The organism is Pseudomonas sp. MIL19, from assembly GCF_028680365.1.
Taxonomy (GTDB): Bacteria; Pseudomonadota; Gammaproteobacteria; order Pseudomonadales; family Pseudomonadaceae; genus Aquipseudomonas; species Aquipseudomonas spirodelae.
In genome coordinates, this window is sequence record NZ_JAPPVG010000010.1 from 122,467 (window position 1) to 138,321 (window position 15,855).

The 15,855-nt window shown below is 59.9% G+C and carries 12 protein-coding genes and 4 tRNA genes; 12 read left to right on the forward strand and 4 right to left on the reverse strand.

Annotation, left to right across the window (positions count from 1 at the left end; translation table 11 throughout):
- Positions 1-12 precede the first annotated feature (12 nt).
- The 6 genes from N1078_RS09285 (at position 13) to N1078_RS09310 (ending at position 3,078) form a co-directional block, all read left to right on the forward strand.
- On the forward strand, positions 13-933 hold the full coding sequence (locus N1078_RS09285) for a LysR family transcriptional regulator (protein WP_274087892.1): 921 nt from the start codon (positions 13-15) through the stop codon (positions 931-933).
- A 36-nt stretch (positions 934-969) separates the two neighbouring features.
- Complete coding sequence (gltX, locus tag N1078_RS09290; RefSeq protein WP_274087893.1) at positions 970-2,451, forward strand: glutamate--tRNA ligase; 1,482 nt, start codon at positions 970-972, stop codon at positions 2,449-2,451.
- A 145-nt stretch (positions 2,452-2,596) separates the two neighbouring features.
- Positions 2,597-2,672, forward strand: a tRNA-Ala gene (locus N1078_RS09295).
- Positions 2,673-2,735: 63 nt separating this feature from the next.
- Positions 2,736-2,811: transfer RNA gene (locus tag N1078_RS09300), tRNA-Glu, on the forward strand.
- A gap of 51 nt (positions 2,812-2,862) precedes the next feature.
- A tRNA-Ala gene (locus N1078_RS09305) sits at positions 2,863-2,938 on the forward strand.
- A gap of 64 nt (positions 2,939-3,002) precedes the next feature.
- Positions 3,003-3,078 (forward strand) — tRNA-Glu (locus tag N1078_RS09310).
- A 198-nt stretch (positions 3,079-3,276) separates the two neighbouring features.
- Here N1078_RS09310 and N1078_RS09315 read toward each other — a convergent pair.
- Positions 3,277-5,031: a sensor domain-containing diguanylate cyclase gene (locus N1078_RS09315; RefSeq protein ID WP_274087894.1), complete on the reverse strand. Its 1,755-nt coding sequence runs from the start codon at positions 5,029-5,031 to the stop codon at positions 3,277-3,279.
- A gap of 203 nt (positions 5,032-5,234) precedes the next feature.
- On the opposite strand from N1078_RS09315, the gene N1078_RS09320 reads away from it, so the two are divergent.
- The 5 genes from N1078_RS09320 to N1078_RS09340 all read left to right on the forward strand — a co-directional run bounded on the left by N1078_RS09320 (position 5,235) and on the right by N1078_RS09340 (position 10,006).
- Complete coding sequence (locus N1078_RS09320) at positions 5,235-5,915, forward strand: 6-phosphogluconolactonase (RefSeq protein WP_274087895.1); 681 nt, start codon at positions 5,235-5,237, stop codon at positions 5,913-5,915.
- 48 nt (positions 5,916-5,963) lie between these two features.
- The gene (gene edd, locus N1078_RS09325; protein WP_274088006.1) at positions 5,964-7,772 is read left to right on the forward strand and encodes a phosphogluconate dehydratase; all 1,809 of its coding nucleotides are present in this window, start codon (positions 5,964-5,966) and stop codon (positions 7,770-7,772) included.
- Positions 7,773-7,793: 21 nt separating this feature from the next.
- Positions 7,794-8,444 (forward strand): bifunctional 4-hydroxy-2-oxoglutarate aldolase/2-dehydro-3-deoxy-phosphogluconate aldolase, encoded by a 651-nt coding sequence (locus N1078_RS09330; RefSeq protein WP_274087896.1) that lies wholly within the window; start codon positions 7,794-7,796, stop codon positions 8,442-8,444.
- Positions 8,441-8,890, forward strand: a complete 450-nt coding sequence (locus N1078_RS09335; protein ID WP_274087897.1) for an acyl-CoA thioesterase — start codon at positions 8,441-8,443, stop codon at positions 8,888-8,890. Before N1078_RS09330 ends, N1078_RS09335 begins: the two co-directional genes overlap by 4 nt.
- A gap of 138 nt (positions 8,891-9,028) precedes the next feature.
- Positions 9,029-10,006, forward strand: coding sequence for a tRNA dihydrouridine synthase (locus N1078_RS09340; protein WP_274087898.1), 978 nt, complete (start codon positions 9,029-9,031; stop codon positions 10,004-10,006).
- A gap of 3 nt (positions 10,007-10,009) precedes the next feature.
- Here N1078_RS09340 and N1078_RS09345 read toward each other — a convergent pair whose 3' ends face one another.
- Positions 10,010-10,756, reverse strand: coding sequence for an SDR family oxidoreductase (locus N1078_RS09345; RefSeq protein ID WP_274087899.1), 747 nt, complete (start codon positions 10,754-10,756; stop codon positions 10,010-10,012).
- A 129-nt stretch (positions 10,757-10,885) separates the two neighbouring features.
- On the opposite strand from N1078_RS09345, the gene N1078_RS09350 reads away from it, so the two are divergent.
- Positions 10,886-11,332 carry an Hsp20 family protein gene (locus tag N1078_RS09350; protein WP_274087900.1) on the forward strand — a complete coding sequence of 149 codons (447 nt, stop codon included), beginning with the start codon at positions 10,886-10,888 and terminating at the stop codon, positions 11,330-11,332.
- A gap of 48 nt (positions 11,333-11,380) precedes the next feature.
- Here N1078_RS09350 and N1078_RS09355 read toward each other — a convergent pair whose 3' ends face one another.
- Together N1078_RS09355 and N1078_RS09360 are read right to left on the reverse strand one after the other, a co-directional pair.
- Positions 11,381-14,680 carry a sensor domain-containing protein gene (locus N1078_RS09355; RefSeq protein ID WP_274087901.1) on the reverse strand — a complete coding sequence of 1,100 codons (3,300 nt, stop codon included), beginning with the start codon at positions 14,678-14,680 and terminating at the stop codon, positions 11,381-11,383.
- Between the two features lie 103 nt (positions 14,681-14,783).
- Positions 14,784-15,677 carry a LysR family transcriptional regulator gene (locus tag N1078_RS09360; RefSeq protein WP_274087902.1) on the reverse strand — a complete coding sequence of 298 codons (894 nt, stop codon included), beginning with the start codon at positions 15,675-15,677 and terminating at the stop codon, positions 14,784-14,786.
- Positions 15,678-15,855: the final 178 nt, after the last annotated feature.

A 15,855-nucleotide genomic window follows, 5' to 3' on the forward strand; every position in this document is an offset into this window, starting at 1 on the left:
TAGGGAACAATCATGGGCTTGGATGATGCGCTGATCTTCACGCGGGTGGTCGAGTGCCACAGTTTCACCCAGGCAGCGCAGGGGCTGGGTATGCAGAAGTCGACCGTCAGTCGGCGCATCGCCTTGCTGGAAGAGCGTCTTGGGGTGCGATTGATCAATCGCACCACGCGCAAATTACGCCTGACCGAGGTGGGGCAGGCCTATTACGAGCGGTGTCGGCAGATCATGCTCGACTTTGCCGAAGCTGAGCAGGCGGTGATGCAACTGCAGCAGGAGCCTTCCGGCCTGCTGCGCATTACCGCGCCGATTGAGTTTGGCCAGTTGTTTCTTGGGCGCGTGCTGGGTGATTTCATGCGCCTGTATCCGCAGATCAATGCTGAAGTGGAGCTGACGTCGCGGCATGTCGATCCGGTTGAGGAGGGCGTGGATATCGCCATTCTGGTCGGTCAGCCGCAGGACTCCACGCTGATCGCGCGCAAACTCTTTGAGACCCGCCGCCGGTTACATGCCAGTCCCGACTACCTGGCCTTGCACGGTACGCCAAGGGCGACGGGGGAGTTGCTGGGGCATCGGGCGATTGTGCTGCCCAATGACTCGCCGCGTTATTGGCCGTTGCTGGGTGAAAGTATTACCTGTCAACGCGCATTGGCGTGCAACAACATCACCTTTGCCCGTGAGGCGGCGCTGGCGGGCGCGGGGATTGCCGGTCTACCGGTGATGATCACCGCGCTGGCGGTGGCAGAAGGCCGCTTGATTGAGCTGTTGCCAGAAGCCTGCCTGCCTGTCGGTGAGTTGTATGCGGTCTATCCTTCACGGCGCTTCCAGGCCATGAAGGTGAAAACCTTTCTGGATTTCCTGATGGCCAGTTTGCCGCTATCGGATGGCCGGTTGCTGGAGCCAGCGGCGGCCAGCCTGTTAATATCGCGCCCTTGAAACGATTGCCCGTTGCACATTCCTCTGAGAGCTGCCATGACCACCGTTCGTACCCGTATCGCGCCGTCGCCCACTGGTGATCCGCACGTAGGCACCGCCTATATCGCCCTATTCAACCTGTGCTTTGCCCGTCAGCATGGTGGCGAATTTATCCTGCGCATCGAAGATACCGATCAGGTGCGTTCGACCCGTGAGTCGGAACAGCAGATTTACGACGCCCTGCGCTGGTTGGGTATCGAGTGGAGTGAAGGTCCGGATGTTGGCGGCCCGCACGGTCCGTATCGGCAGAGTGAGCGCGGTCACATTTACCAGAAGTACAGCGCCGAGCTGGTAGAGAAGGGTCATGCCTTCCACTGTTTCTGCAGCGCCGAGCGCTTGGACAAGGTCCGCGCTGAGCAAATGGAAGCCAAGCAGACGCCGCGTTATGACGGCCATTGCATGAGCCTGTCGGCCGCCGAGGTGCAGCAGCGCCTTGCAGCCAGCGAGCCGAACGTCGTGCGCATGAAGGTGCCGACTAACGGCGTGTGCGTGGTGCCAGACATGCTGCGTGGCGAAGTAGAGATCCCGTGGGATCGCATGGACATGCAGGTGCTGATGAAGACCGATGGCCTGCCGACCTACTTCCTGGCCAACGTGGTCGATGACCACCTGATGGGCATCACCCACGTACTGCGTGGCGAAGAGTGGCTGCCATCGGCGCCCAAGCTGATTCTGCTTTACGAATACTTTGGTTGGGACAAGCCGCATCTGTGCTACATGCCGCTGCTGCGTAATCCGGACAAGAGCAAGCTCTCCAAGCGCAAGAACCCGACTTCGATCACCTTCTACGAGCGCATGGGCTACCTGCCGCAGGCGATGCTCAACTACCTCGGCCGCATGGGCTGGTCGATGCCCGATGAGCGCGAGAAGTTCAGCCTTGACGAGATGGTCGAGCACTTCGATATCAACCGGGTGTCCTTGGGTGGGCCGATCTTCGATCTGGAGAAGTTGTCCTGGCTCAATGGTCAGTGGATGCGTGAGCTGAGCGTTGAAGAATTTGCCGCCGGCGCGCAGAAGTGGGCCTTTAACAGCGACTACCTGATGCAGATTGCCCCGCACGTGCAGGGAAGGGTGGAAACCTTCAGCCAGATTGCCCCGCTGGCCAGTTTCTTCTTCGCCGGTGGCGTAGCGCCGGATGCCGCACTGTTCGCGCACAAAAAACTTTCGGCCGACCAGGTGCGTCAGGTGATGCAGTTGATCCTGTGGAAGCTTGAAGCGCTGCGCCAGTGGGAAAAAGACCAGATCACTGGCTGCATTCAGGCCGTGGTTGAACACTTGGAGTTGAAGCTGCGCGACGCCATGCCGCTGATGTTTGCCGCGATTACAGGTCAGGCCAGCTCTGTGTCGGTGCTCGACGCCATGGAAATCCTTGGTCCGGACCTGACCCGCTTCCGTCTGCGTCAGGCCATTGAGCTGCTCGGTGGTGTGTCGAAGAAAGAAAACAAAGAGTGGGAAAAGCTGCTGGCCAGCATCGGCTGATTGCTGTGTACCGCCGGTCGGTTTTGTGTAAGCCGGCCGGGATTGGGTAAGTGGTTGTTCTGTCAGCATAAAAAATAGGCTTGTTGGTGAAAATAATGTTGACAGAGGCGGGGTGCGCTCTTAACATGCGCCCCGTCCTTGAGATGGGGCTATAGCTCAGCTGGGAGAGCGCTTGCATGGCATGCAAGAGGTCAACGGTTCGATCCCGTTTAGCTCCACCATCTTCAAAGCCGAAAGGCTTGCCACAATCAGCTCCAGTAGCTGGTTGTTTGTAGAAGGGTTACGTCCCCTTCGTCTAGTGGCCTAGGACACCGCCCTTTCACGGCGGTAACAGGGGTTCGAGTCCCCTAGGGGACGCCAGTTTCAAAAAGCAGTGCTGGTTTGGGCTGTGAGCCGAGAGGCGATAAATCTGGGGGTATAGCTCAGCTGGGAGAGCGCTTGCATGGCATGCAAGAGGTCAACGGTTCGATCCCGTTTATCTCCACCAATTTAAAGCAGTAACTACACTGCCACGGGCCAGCGTAAAGCTGGCCTTGTTTTTCGAAGGTTTCGTCCCCTTCGTCTAGTGGCCTAGGACACCGCCCTTTCACGGCGGTAACAGGGGTTCGAGTCCCCTAGGGGACGCCATTTTTGCCCGCTTTGCGGGACTTTGAAGGGTCATTCTTAACTGAATGGCCCTTTTGTTTTTCTAGCGCCTGATAAATCTGCGCGGCGAGAGATTGAGTGTGTGCCGCACGGGCTTAACTCCTTACGCTGCTTGATTATGCGTGCCGCTTTCTCAGTGGACTTGTCGTTAGAGGCGCTGAAGCGCGAGCGCTGTCAGTTTCAGGCGTCATCCAGTGCATTGCTTTCCTGGCCGATGACTTGGTTGCGCCCGGCTGCTTTGGCCCGGTAAAGCGCTTGATCGGCCTGCTGCAGCAGGTGTTCGCGACTGCACGTAGCATCAGGAATCAGCGCGTAGACGCCAATGCTAAGGCTAAGGCCAATGCTCAGCCCTTGTTGCTGGCACGGATGAGTATCCAGGTCCTCACGCAGCTGCTCAGCCAGATCCATCGCGCCGAACAGGTCAGTATCACCGAGCACCACCGCAAATTCTTCGCCACCAAAGCGAACCAGCAGGTCGTTGCCGCGCATGCGCTGCTGCATGCGCTGTGCGGCGTGCTTTAGGCAGGCGTCGCCAAGCAGGTGGCCGTAGCGGTCGTTGACCTGTTTAAAGTGATCTAAATCCATCATCAATACGGCGATCGACTGCCGGCTGCGCTTGGCCTGCGCGAGCATGCGCTCCAGTTCTTCGTTGAGTACCTGACGATTGAACAGCCCGGTGAGGTTGTCGCGACGGCTGAGTTCGGCCAGCTGCTGGTTGGCCGTTGAAAGCTCGTTTAGGACCTGCTCCAGCGAGGCCGTGCGCTCCTGTACGCGGGCTTCGAGGCCTTCATTGATCTGTCGTTGCAAGTTCAGGCTTTTGGCTTGCTCCATACGCAGTTGGTGTTCGTTGGCAAACAGGCGTACCTGGGCCAGTTGGTAATCGTTTTGGGCTTGGCGAATACGTGAGCCGAGGGCGATCGAGAAAATCACCAGCTCCAGCAGGCTGCCGATCTGCTGGGCGTGCAGGGTCAGCAGTGAGTTGGCAATCACCCCTGTGCCGCTGAGTACGCTAAACAGGCTGGCGATAACCAGTGCTGACCAGCCGAGGGCAAACAATTTGGCCTGCGCATAACCTGCGCGCCAGCGCAGTGCGGTGATGATGCAGCCGGCAATCGCGCAGACGATCAGCAGTGCAAAGCTACCGAACAGTGCCACTTGGTAAGGCGCAGTCAGGGCCAGCGCCATTACCAGCAGGCTGCAGCCCTGTAAGGTGCGACTGATCCGGGTGTAGGTGGGTGGCTGGCTCTTGAGGTCGAGAATGCCGTAGGTGAAACAAATGCCGAACAGGGTCGCCAGGGCTGAACTGAGGGGGAAACTCAGTTGCTGCCAGGCCAGCGAGTTTGGCCAAAGCCACTGAAAGGCAAATCCCAGCTGAATAAACTGATAGACGCTAAAGCTGGCGACAAACAGGCTGTACCAGAGGTAGTTGCGATCACGGGTGATGCTAAAGATCGACAAGTTGTAGATCAGCATGACCAGCAGGGCGCCAAAAAATAGCCCTTGCAGCAGGAGCATGCGTTGTTCGTGGTGGTTGAAGGCTTCCGCGCTCATCAAGCTGGCACTGAGATTGGCCGCGCCTTCAGTCTGCATGCGCAGTATGAGCTCACGCTCTTCCCCGGCCGCTAGGCTGAATGGCAACACCAGTTGGCGGTTATCGATCCAGCGCTGGTGAAAGGGTCGTTGATCACCGGCTTTATAAACGCGGTCGCCGTCTAGCCCGTAAGCATCCAGCCGATCAAGCAGCGGATTGCCGATCAGGAGGACCCAGTTGATCGCCTCATTGCTAGGGTTTTGCAGGCTGACGCGCAGCCAGTAGGCGTATTGGCTGTAGCCGAAGCTGGCATCGCGGCGCGCCACAGGTTGCCAGGCAGAGGCTGGGAGCTGGCGAACGCTGTTTATGTCTGCCGTGCCCTCAGGGTCTACCCAGACTTGCATGCTGGGGCCGGGCAGTAGCGGCGAATTGCTGGCTATCAGAGGCAGGCTTGTGGCCTGAGCCAGTGTCGGCAGCAGCAATAACAAAAGGACGCGCAGCAACACATTCAAAACAGATTTCTCATGGCTAGAGCGTTGGCTACTACTGCAAAAGGTGCATTATTGCGTGGGCTTATGACAGGTCGATAGCTTAGACGAGGTTACTTATGGGCTGTAATTTGTTGCATTGCTATGCCGAGCGCAATGTTTGTTTGCAAGCGCTGAGCCTCGCTCTGTCGACACACATTCAGGCCACCTTGGCGACGCAGTCGCGTGCTGGGTTGGTGCTGCCCGGCGGCAGCAGCCCGCAAGCGTTGCTGCCGTTGCTGGCGCAGCAGCTGGATGGCAGGCGTATCGACCTCAGTCCCAGTGATGAGCGTTGGGTGCCGGCGCAGGCAGCCGAGAGCAATTGGAATTTGTTGCAGCAGGGGTTGCCTGAGGCCCATTGCCTAGACCCGCGCCAGGGTGCCACGCTGACGCAGGCCGCGTTAGCGTGGGGCGAGCAGTTGAAGCAGTGGCTGCCGTTTAGCGCAGTGTTGTTGGGGATGGGCGAGGACGGCCACATTGCTTCGTTGTTTCCCGGCATGCCGGGGCTGGCGGCAGCACTCGACCCAGCTGCTGAGCCGGCGGCGTTACCCGCCCAGGCGCCACAAGCCCCCAGTGAGCGCTTATCGCTGAACCTGGCCATGCTGCAGCGTGGGCAATGGTTGGGTTTGCTGGCGTTTGGCGCGCGTAAGCGCGAATTGATTGACGCCGTGTTGGCGGATGAGCCTGCGTCTCAGGATCTGCCGCTCTATGCCTGGCTGCAGTGCAGCCCCATGCCGGTAAACATCTACTGGGCACCTTGAGCCGTTACACTGCAGGCTTGTACCTCGCAGATAAAGGGAACCGTCATGTTGCATCCGGTTGTTGAGCAGGTTACCGCCGCCTTGGAGCAGCGCTCGGCGAAACGCCGCCAGCGCTATTTGCAGCGCCTGGCGCAGGCGGCAGGGCGAACTGCGCATCAGGCGTTGGGTTGCTCCAATTTGGCCCATGCCCTGGCTGCGCAACCCGATGACGCCAAGCTGATCATGAAGCAGGGCGGTTCGCCGCATGTGGCGATCATTTCCAGTTACAACGACCTGCTCTCGGCCCATGCGCCGCTCAAGGATTATCCCGAGCGCCTGAAAGTGGCGCTGGCCAGAGCCGGTGCGACTTCGCAATTTGCCGCCGGAGTGCCGGCCATGTGTGATGGCATCACCCAGGGCGAGGGCGGCATGCAGTTGTCGCTGTTTTCTCGCGACCTGATTGCTCAGGCTACTGCCATCGGCCTGACCCACGGCATCTTCGACGGCGCGTTGTACCTCGGGGTGTGTGACAAGATCGTCCCAGGTTTGCTGATCGGTGCGCTGCATTTTGGTCATCTGCCGGCTGTGTTCGTCCCGGCTGGGCCTATGCATTCTGGCCTGCCAAATAAAGAAAAAGCCGCTGTGCGTCAGCGCTTCGCCCGCGGTGAAGCCAGCCGTGATGAGCTTTTGACTGCTGAGCTGGCGGCCTACCACCAGGCGGGGACCTGTACTTTTTATGGCACGGCCAATACCAACCAGTTGCTGATGGAGGCCATGGGGCTGCATGTGCCAGGCAGCGCCTTTGTTCACCCTTACACGCCATTGCGCGATGCCCTTACCGATGAGGCCGCGCGCTTGGTGGCGCACAACAGCCGCCAAGGCGAACGCTACCTGCCGGTCGGCCATCAGATCGATGCGCGGGCGCTGATCAATGCAGTGGTGGCCTTGCTCGCCAGCGGTGGCTCGACCAATCACACCTTGCACCTACCGGCCATTGCCCGTGCGGCGGGTTATGAGCTGAGCTGGGATGATTTTGCCGCGCTGTCTAAGGTCGTGCCGCTGTTGGCGCGGGTGTATCCCAATGGCGCGGCGGACGTGAATCAATTCCAGGCTGCTGGCGGCCCTGCCTGGTTGCTACGTGAGTTACTCGGCGCAGGTTTGCTGCATAACGATGTGGCCACTGCCGCCGGGCATGGCTTGCGGGCTTATACCCGCGAAGCCTGGCTGGACGGCGAGCGCCTGGCCTGGCGCGAACTGCCGCCGCAGAGCCCGGCGCGCGATATTGTCCGTGCCGTGGCCGAGCCGTTTGCCGAGGAGGGCGGGCTGGTGCTGCTGAAGGGCAACCTGGGGCGCGCCATCCTGAAAACCTCGGCGGTGGACCCGGCCTATTGGCAAATTCGCGCCCAGGCGCGCATTTTTGATTCGGAAGCAGCGGTGCAGGCAGCTTACAGTGCGGGTGAACTGCAGGGTGACCTGGTGCTGGTGGTGCGCTTCCAAGGCCCACAAGCCAATGGCATGCCCGAGCTGCATAAACTGATGCCCTTGCTGGCCAATATGCAGCAGGCTGGGCAGCGAGTCGCGCTGGTCACCGACGGGCGTATGTCCGGGGCTTCTGGGCAGGTCTCCACGGCCTTGCACGTGACCCCGGAAGCCGCCGCGGGCGGCGCTCTGGCGCGGTTACAAGATGGCGACTGGCTGGTGCTGGATGCGCAGCACGGCCTGCTGCAGGTAGAGCTGAGTGAGCAGCAACTCGCTGCACGGCCCTTGGCGGCCAGCAGTGTCGAAATGGAATTGGGCTTTGGTCTGGAAATGTTTGGCGCCCAGCGTCGCCTGGTCGGTTCAGCTGAGCAGGGTGCCAGCAGCCTATTTGAAGATTGAGTTGAGAGCGGGGAGCAAAGCATGAGCCTGACGATGGATGCGGTGCTGCAACAGGCCCGCCCGGTGTTGCCGGTGTTGGTGATCGAAGACGTCAGCTTGGCGGTGGACTTAGCCCGTGCGCTGCATGCCGGTGGCATTCGCGTGCTGGAAGTGACGCTGCGCACGCCGCGCGCGTTGGATGCGTTGGCCGCCATGCGCAAGGAATTGCCGGATCTATTGATTGGCGCCGGCACGGTGATTCATGCCGAGCAGTTTAATGAGGCCCGCGAAGCGGGTGCGCAGTTTGCCGTCAGCCCGGGTTGCACCGAGCGCCTGGCCGCCGCTGCCGAGGACTCCGGGTTGCCGTATTTACCTGGGGTCATGACCCCCTCCGAAGTGCTGCTGGCGCTGGAATACGGTTATCGCTCGCTAAAGCTGTTCCCGGCCGACGGCGCCACCAGCATCAAAATGCTCAAGAGCTTCAAGGGGCCGTTCACCGGTATTCGCTTTTGCCCAACCGGTGGGATTACCCCGGATAACTTATTAGGCTTTCTGCGCTTGCCCAATGTGGCGTGCGTCGGCGGCACCTGGATTGCGCCCAGTAACCTGGTGCGCGCCCGTGCCTGGGACCAAATTACCCAGTTGGCCGCTGAGGCTCGGGCGTTGGCGGGTAGCCTGGAGCAGTCGGCATGATGTGGGACTTAAGTAACCCGTTTGTGATTGATATCGAGGTCGCGGCAGACGATATCGACGGCCTTGGGCATGCCAACAATGCGGTGTATGTCAGTTGGCTGGAGCGCAGCGCCTGGCGGCATTCGCAGTTTCTTGGGCTGGATTTGGCCGAGTACCGCCGTTTGGATCGCGCCATGGCCGTGCTGCGCCATGAAATCGATTATTTGGCTAGCGCCTATGAGGGTCAGCAGCTGCAAATGGCTACCTGGATTGTCGAGTCCGATCAGCGCTTGAAGATGGATCGCTGTTTTCAGCTGATCCGCCCGGCAGATGGTGTGACGCTGTTGCGGGCGAAAACCACCTTTGTCTGCATCGAGCTGTCCAGTGGCAAGCCCAAGCGCATGCCCGCGGAGTTTGTTGAAGGCTACGGGGCGGCGTTACAGCCAGCGTTCCCCATGGAGCTTTGACGCGCCGTTGGGCTAAAGCCTGGCTACTGATTCGTTGCGCCGCGTACACTACGCGGCGTTTTTTATGGCGGCCGCCTCTTCGGGTCGTTGCTGTGCCGCGTCAAACATGGCGCCCGATTTTCTTTGAGAGCTGAACGTATGCAAATCGCCCTGGCCCCGATGGAGGGGTTAGTCGACGAAATCCTTCGCGATGTGCTGACCCGGGTTGGCGGCATCGACTGGTGCGTGACCGAATTTATCCGGGTAACGGAGCGGGTATTGCCGGCCAGTACCTACCAGAAGCTGGCGCCCGAGTTGTTCAGTGGCGCGCAAACAGCCGCGGGCACACCGCTGCGCGTGCAGTTTCTCGGTTCCGACCCGGCTTGCCTGGCCGATAACGCGGCGTATGCGTGCACCTTGGGTGCGCCGGTCATCGACCTCAACTTCGGCTGCCCGGCCAAGACGGTGAACAAGTCCCGTGGTGGTGCCGTGCTGCTCAAAGAGCCCGAGTTGCTGCATGCCATCGTTTGCGAGGTACGGCGCGCGGTGCCGGCAGCCATCCCGGTGACGGCGAAAATGCGCCTGGGCTTCGACCACAAGGACGATGCCATGGAGTGCGCGCAAGCCCTGGCTGACGGCGGTGCCGCGCAGATCGTGGTGCACGCGCGGACCAAGGTCGAAGGCTACAAGCCACCGGCGCACTGGGAGTGGGTGGCGCGGGTGCAGGAGGCGGTCAAAGTGCCGGTGTTCGCCAATGGCGATATCTGGAACCTGGATGATTGGCGGCGTTGCCGTGAGGTCAGTGGGGTCGAGGACATCATGCTCGGTCGTGGCTTGGTGGCGCGTCCGGACCTGGCCCGGCAGATTGCCGCTGCCAAGGCCGGGCAGGCCGTGGTTGAAATGAGCTGGGCCGAATTGCAGCCGCTGCTGGCCGATTTCTGGCTGCAGGCGCGGCGCAAAATTTCACCGCGTTATGCACCTGGTCGGTTGAAGCAATGGCTAGCGATGCTCACCCGCAGCTACCCCGAAGCCACCGAGTTGTTCAACCAGCTGCGCCGAGAAAACGATTGCCTGCGTATCGATGCCTTGCTCGGTATCCAGTTTGCTGAAGCGCTGCGTCAGCAGGCGAGCGCCTGATATTCAGCGTCCGCCGCTGACATCCAGTAACGCGCCGTTGGTGTAGGACGCTTGCTTGCTGGCCAGCCAGAGAATCGCCTCCGCCACCTCACTGGCCAGCCCGCCGCGCCCCATGGGCACACTCTGGCTGACGCGTGCGACCCGCTCTGGCTCACCGCCGCTGGCGTGAATCTCAGTGGCAATTACTCCCGGCCGCACGGCGTTGACGCGAATGCCTTCAGCCGCCACTTCTTTGGCCAGGCCCAGGGTCATGCTGTCGATTGCCCCTTTGGCGGCCGCATAGTCGATGTATTCACCCGGCGCGCCGATCCGGGCGGCAACCGATGACAGGTTGACGATGGCACCGCCATTGCCGCCCTGGCGGGTCGACATGCGTTTGATCGCTTCGCGGCAGCAGAGAAAACTGCCAAATACATTGGTGGCGAAGACCCGTTGCCAGCGCGCCAGGTCCATCTGTTGCAACTGCATTTGGCCTTCCAGTATGCCGGCGTTGTTGACCAGTACGTCGAGGCGGCCGAAGTGCCGATCAACGTGGCTGAACAACTGCATGACCTGGTTTTCGTCAGCTACGTTGGCCTGCACCGCAATGGCTTGGCCGCCCGCCTGGGTGATCTCGCTAACCAGCGACTCGGCCGCTGCCTGTTGCCGTTGATAGTTCAGGCACAGCGCATAGCCTTGGGCGGCGGCCAGCCTGGCGGTAGCGGCACCAATGCCGCGGCTGGCACCGGTAATGAGCATGACCTTGGTCATCGTGTTGCCTCCCTGTAAGAAAATTTTACAGCGGCTTGAAATCATTCTGAGTAGCCACATTTTCAGTGTTGTGGGATGCCGAAGTCGGGTTCCACATTCACGACTCGCTGAAGTTCAGGAGATTTAACGATGAGCACTGCATTTTCCATGACCCCACTGCTGCGTCAGTCCGTTGGCTTCGACCGGTTCAATGACTTGTTCGAGTCCGCCATGCGCAATGAGGCGGGTAGCAGCTATCCACCCTACAACGTTGAGAAATATGCCGACGACCAGTACCGCATTGTGGTCGCTGCGGCGGGCTTTGAGGAAGAAGACCTGGAGCTGCAAGTCGAGCGTGACGTGCTGACTGTGACCGGTGGCAAACGTGATAACAGTACCGAGAACGTCACCTACCTGTATCAAGGCATTGCTCAGCGGGCGTTCAAGTTGTCCTTCCGCCTGGCTGACCATATCGAAGTGAAGGGCGCGAGCCTGGTCAATGGCCTACTAAATATCGACCTGGTACGCATCGTGCCGGAAGAGGCTAAAGCCAAGCGCATCCCGATTGGCGCCAGCCGTCCAGTGCTTAACAGCTAACCATCAGGCTGCACGCGAGCAAGGGCACCTGCGGGTGCCCTTGCTGTGTTAGCAGGGCGCGGGCAATCGATTGTCGTGCAGTAATTGGTGAAACGACTGCAGTGGCACTGCTTTGCTGAACAGGTAACCCTGGTAGTGATGGCAGCCCTGTTGCTGGAGGAATTCCAGCTGATCATGCTGCTCAACCCCCTCGGCAATAATGTCCAGCCCCAGGCTATGTGCCATGGCGACGATGGCGCGGATGATTTCCGCGTCGTTGGCATCCAGGGTGGCGTCGCGCACGAAGGATTGGTCGATCTTCAGGACATCAACCGGCAGGCGTTTGAGGTAGGTCAGCGAGCTGTAGCCGGTGCCGAAGTCATCCATAGCGAAGGTCACGCCAAGTCGCTTGAGGCGGTTCATCTTGGCGATGGTGTCGTCGATATTCTGGATGACGATGCCTTCGGTGATTTCCAGTTTAAGCATGTTAGGTGGCAGGTGGCTGCTGGCCAGGCAGCTGTCTACTCGCTCAACAAAATCAGCCTGGCGGAACTGTCGTGGGCTGATATTCACGCACAGGCTGAACTGTGCGGCGTCGATCATGCCCTGCTTGAGCAGTTGTGCGCAGGCGTGACAGGCTTCGGCGAGTACCCAGCCGCCGACTTCGAGGATTAACCCACTTTCTTCGAGAATCGGGATAAACAACGCCGGTGATTGCGCGCCCAGTGTCGGGTGCATCCAGCGCAGCAAGGCTTCGGCACCGATAATCTGGTTGGTGCGGGCATCCACCTGCGGCTGGAAGTGCAGTTCGAACTCGCCGCGAGCCAGGGCCAGGCGCAGGTCGTTTTCCAAGCGCAGGCGTTCGCTGGCGGCTTTCTGCATGGTGTTGCGGAACAGTTGGATGGTATTGCGCCCCGAGTCCTTGGCGCGGTAGAGGGCGATGTCGGCACGTTTGAGCAGGTCGGAGGGGGTGTCGCCGTGGTCGGGGATCAGGGCGATGCCGATGCTCGGCGTGACCTGCAGCTGGTGGCCGTCGAGCTGCATTGGCTCGGCCAGCAGGTGGCGCAGTTTCTCCGCCACGCTGCGGACTTGGTTGAGCACCGCTGAGCGCTTACCTTCCAGGCCGGAAATCAGCACGACAAATTCGTCACCACCCAGCCGTGCCACGGTGTCTTCCTGGCGCACGCTGGCCTCCAGGCGAGCGGTGACCAGCTTGAGTACGGCATCACCGACCGGATGGCCGAGTGAGTCATTGATGTGTTTGAAGTGATCGAGGTCGATAAACATCAGCGCACCGCGCAATTCGTGGCGCTTGAGCAGGGCGATCTGCTGAGTGAGGCGGTCGAGCAGTAGAGCGCGATTGGGTAGGTTGGTCAGCGAGTCATGGTAGGCCAGGTGCTGCACTTGGGCCTGGGCTTCTTTCAAATCACTGATGTCACGGGCGGTCAGCAACAGGCAGGGGGTGTTGTTGAGCTGGATAGGTTCGACGGAGACCTCAACCTGCTTAATTCGACCGTCGCGATGATTGCCGCGCATTTGCATGTGGTGTACGTGGCCGTCGCGCTTAAGTATTTCCAGCATTAGCTCGCGCTCTGCCAGATCGGCCCAGACATTGAGGTCTTTGGCGCTAAGACCGATCACTTCTTCTGATTTATAGCCGGTTAGCCGGTAGAAGCCCTCGTTCACCTCGATATAGCGGCCGCTGTCGCGTTCGGTAATGGTGATGGCGTCTGGGCTGGAGTGGAATGCTAGGGCGAATTTTTCCTGGCTGGCCTGCAGCTCTGCCTGGGCTTTCTGCCGTTCGCTGATATCACGGAACGTGGTGAGCAGGCAGGTTTGCTTATTCAACAGCACCGGCCTGGAGGAGATCACACAGGTGATCGCGCGGCCCTGTTTGTCTAGGTAGTGGGCCAGTTCATTGTGCAAGCTCTGGTCGCGCTCCAGTTGGCTGTACAGCACGGCCCGCGTGCTGAGGTCGGCCCAGAAACTCAGGTCGATCATTCTGCGTCCGATTACTTCGTCGGGTTGCCAGCCGAAGGTCTGACTAAAGCTTGAGTTGATTTCCAGGACAAGGCCTTCCGGCATAGTCGTCAGGGCGATTGGGTCTGGGCTGGCCTGAAACAGGCTGGAAAACTTGGCTTCTGAGGTGGTCAGGCTCTGTTCTCGGCGAACCCGCTCGCTGATGTCGATCAGGATGCCCGCCATGCGCTCTGGCTTGCCATCGGCATTTCGGTAGAGCTTGGCGGTACTTTCGAGGTAATGAACCTCCTGGTTGGGATAGATTACCTGGTAGGTCACCTGATAATTATCGGCGGTGCCTTGCGCCAAATGCTGATAATGCACGCGCATGGCATGACGGTCCGACAGCGGTACACAGCTGAAGAATTTACGGAAATCGTCGTGGAACGACTGTTCTTTTAAACCGTGGAGTTTGGCCGCGCGGGACGAACCAAACAGCATGTTGCTGGGTATGTGCCAGTCCCAGGTGCCGAGGTCGGCCGAGTCCAGGGCCAGGTTCAGGCGCTCTTGGCTGTCGCGCAGCGCCTGTTCTTGTTCGCATTGCTGGGTGATGTCACGCAGCGACAGGACCAGGCAGGGGGCGCCTTGCAGGAGTATTTCACCGCCAAACAGCAGGTTTTTGCGGATGTTACCGTTACGGTGATAAAGCGATACTTGCAGGCCGTTGAGGCTGTTATTGCTGATCGCATCCATCATCCGTCGGCGATCCTCCAAGCACGCCCAGATGCCTATTTCCAGGGAGGTGCGGCCTAGGGTTTGTTCACTGGTCCAGCCAAACTGCTGTTCGAAGCCGGCGTTGACTTCGATAAAGCGGCCGCTGGCTTTGTCGGTGATTACTACGGCGTCCGGGCTGTAGTTGAAGGCTTGGGCGAATTTATCCTCGCTGCTGCGCAGTGCTTGCGCGCGGGCCTGCTGGCTGGTGATGTCGCGGATGACCCCCATGACTCGCTGTTTGCCGTCAGCGTCAAGTTGCAGGCTGCCGCTGATCTCCAGCCAATGCAGGCTGCCGTCAGGCCAGCGAACGCGGTGACGAAAAGCACGGTTGCTCGGGTTGCCTGCGAGCAATTGGTCGAATAACTGCACGACCTCAGGGCGATCTTCGGCCGGGATTAGCTCGATGTAGTCGATCTGTTTTTGTAGGGGCTGTTTGGGGTCGAAGCCGAACAAGGCCTGCGCGCGGCGTGACCAGCTGACCCGGCCACTTTCGATGTCCCAGTACCACGTGCCCAGTTTTGCGCCATTAAGGGCGCGCAGCAGGCGTGGCGCGTCATTCCATGTGCGTTCAAATTCGGCAGGGTCCAGCGCCGGAATAAATGGCAGGGGTGGACGACGATCACTGGATTTAGCCACGACCAACTCTTCCTTTATATGAATGGGTTTCGTGGTCGCTGGCAGAGCGGCTGGGCTGAGTCATGCAGAACCCTTTCTTATCGTTATCTGTTTACGTTAGCCGTTAGTCCCCGGCCAGTGCAAGGCCATCACGCTGAGCGTCCAGCAGGTCCATAAAGGCCCGCGCGGCATTCGACAGCGTGCGCTCAGTGTGGCTGATATAGCCCAGTTGGCGTGTCAGCTGGACACCGGGTAACGGTAGGCGCGCGACTTGGTCATCGAGCATGGTGCGCGGCAGCACGCTCCAGGCCAGGCCGATGGAAACCATCATTTTGATGGTTTCCAGGTAGTTGGTGCTCATGGCGATATTCGGGGTCAGACCCTGAGCCTCGAACAGGCGCTGCACGATATGGTGGGTAAAGGTGTTGCCGCCGGGAAATACCGCCGGGTGGTGGGCAATATCGGCCAGGCTGATCGCGCCCTTGCGCGCCAGCTCATGCTCGGGGGCCGCGACAAAATCCAGCGGATCGTCCCACACGGCGACTGCATGCACCGGCTCGCGGGTTTCCGGGGCGAGGGTGATCACCGCCAGTTCGGCGCGACCATGCAGCACCTCTTCATAGGCCACTTCCGAGTCGAGAAACTGGATGTCCAGCGCCACCTGCGGGTGCGCCCGGGTAAAGGCGCGCAGCAGCGGCGGCAGGCGATGCAGGCCAATGTGATGGCTGGTGGCCAGGGTTAGGCGGCCGCTGATCTCGCCATTTAGGTTGGTCAATGCGCGGCGAGTGTCGTCCAGCACATTGAGAATCTGATAAGAGCGCGGCAGCAGCGCACGACCCGCTTCGGTCAGGCTGACCTCGCGGCCCAGGCGATCGAACAGACGCACATTGAGCTGCTGCTCCAGGCTGGCGATGCGCTTGCTGACGGCCGGTTGGGTCAGGTGTAAACGCTCGGCGGCCTCGGAAAAACTGCCCAGCTCGGCAATGGCAATAAAGGCATTGAGCGTGGCGAGATCCATTAAGTAGCCCTTGGTGGTGTGCAGAGTGGGTGTGCTGTAAGTGTTGTAATCTAGCTGTATTCCTGGGTGGAATCCATATGATGAAAAATATGAATTTGAGTAATTTGTTCTAAGTCCATAGGATTACCCCATAAGCCAAAGGGCTATTTGCCCAGGCGTAGAAACATGCTGATGAGGG

Coding starts and splice junctions, on each gene's coding strand:
- N1078_RS09315 (WP_274087894.1), bottom strand. CDS start 5,031: ATGCAAGTCTGGGTAGACCCTGAGGGCACGGCAGACATAAACAGCGTT.
- N1078_RS09350 (WP_274087900.1), top strand. CDS start 10,886: ATGAGCACTGCATTTTCCATGACCCCACTGCTGCGTCAGTCCGTTGGC.
- N1078_RS09320 (WP_274087895.1), top strand. CDS start 5,235: ATGGGCTGTAATTTGTTGCATTGCTATGCCGAGCGCAATGTTTGTTTG.
- N1078_RS09285 (WP_274087892.1), top strand. CDS start 13: ATGGGCTTGGATGATGCGCTGATCTTCACGCGGGTGGTCGAGTGCCAC.
- N1078_RS09330 (WP_274087896.1), top strand. CDS start 7,794: ATGAGCCTGACGATGGATGCGGTGCTGCAACAGGCCCGCCCGGTGTTG.
- N1078_RS09360 (WP_274087902.1), bottom strand. CDS start 15,677: ATGGATCTCGCCACGCTCAATGCCTTTATTGCCATTGCCGAGCTGGGC.
- N1078_RS09345 (WP_274087899.1), bottom strand. CDS start 10,756: ATGACCAAGGTCATGCTCATTACCGGTGCCAGCCGCGGCATTGGTGCC.
- N1078_RS09340 (WP_274087898.1), top strand. CDS start 9,029: ATGCAAATCGCCCTGGCCCCGATGGAGGGGTTAGTCGACGAAATCCTT.
- N1078_RS09335 (WP_274087897.1), top strand. CDS start 8,441: ATGATGTGGGACTTAAGTAACCCGTTTGTGATTGATATCGAGGTCGCG.
- gltX (WP_274087893.1), top strand. CDS start 970: ATGACCACCGTTCGTACCCGTATCGCGCCGTCGCCCACTGGTGATCCG.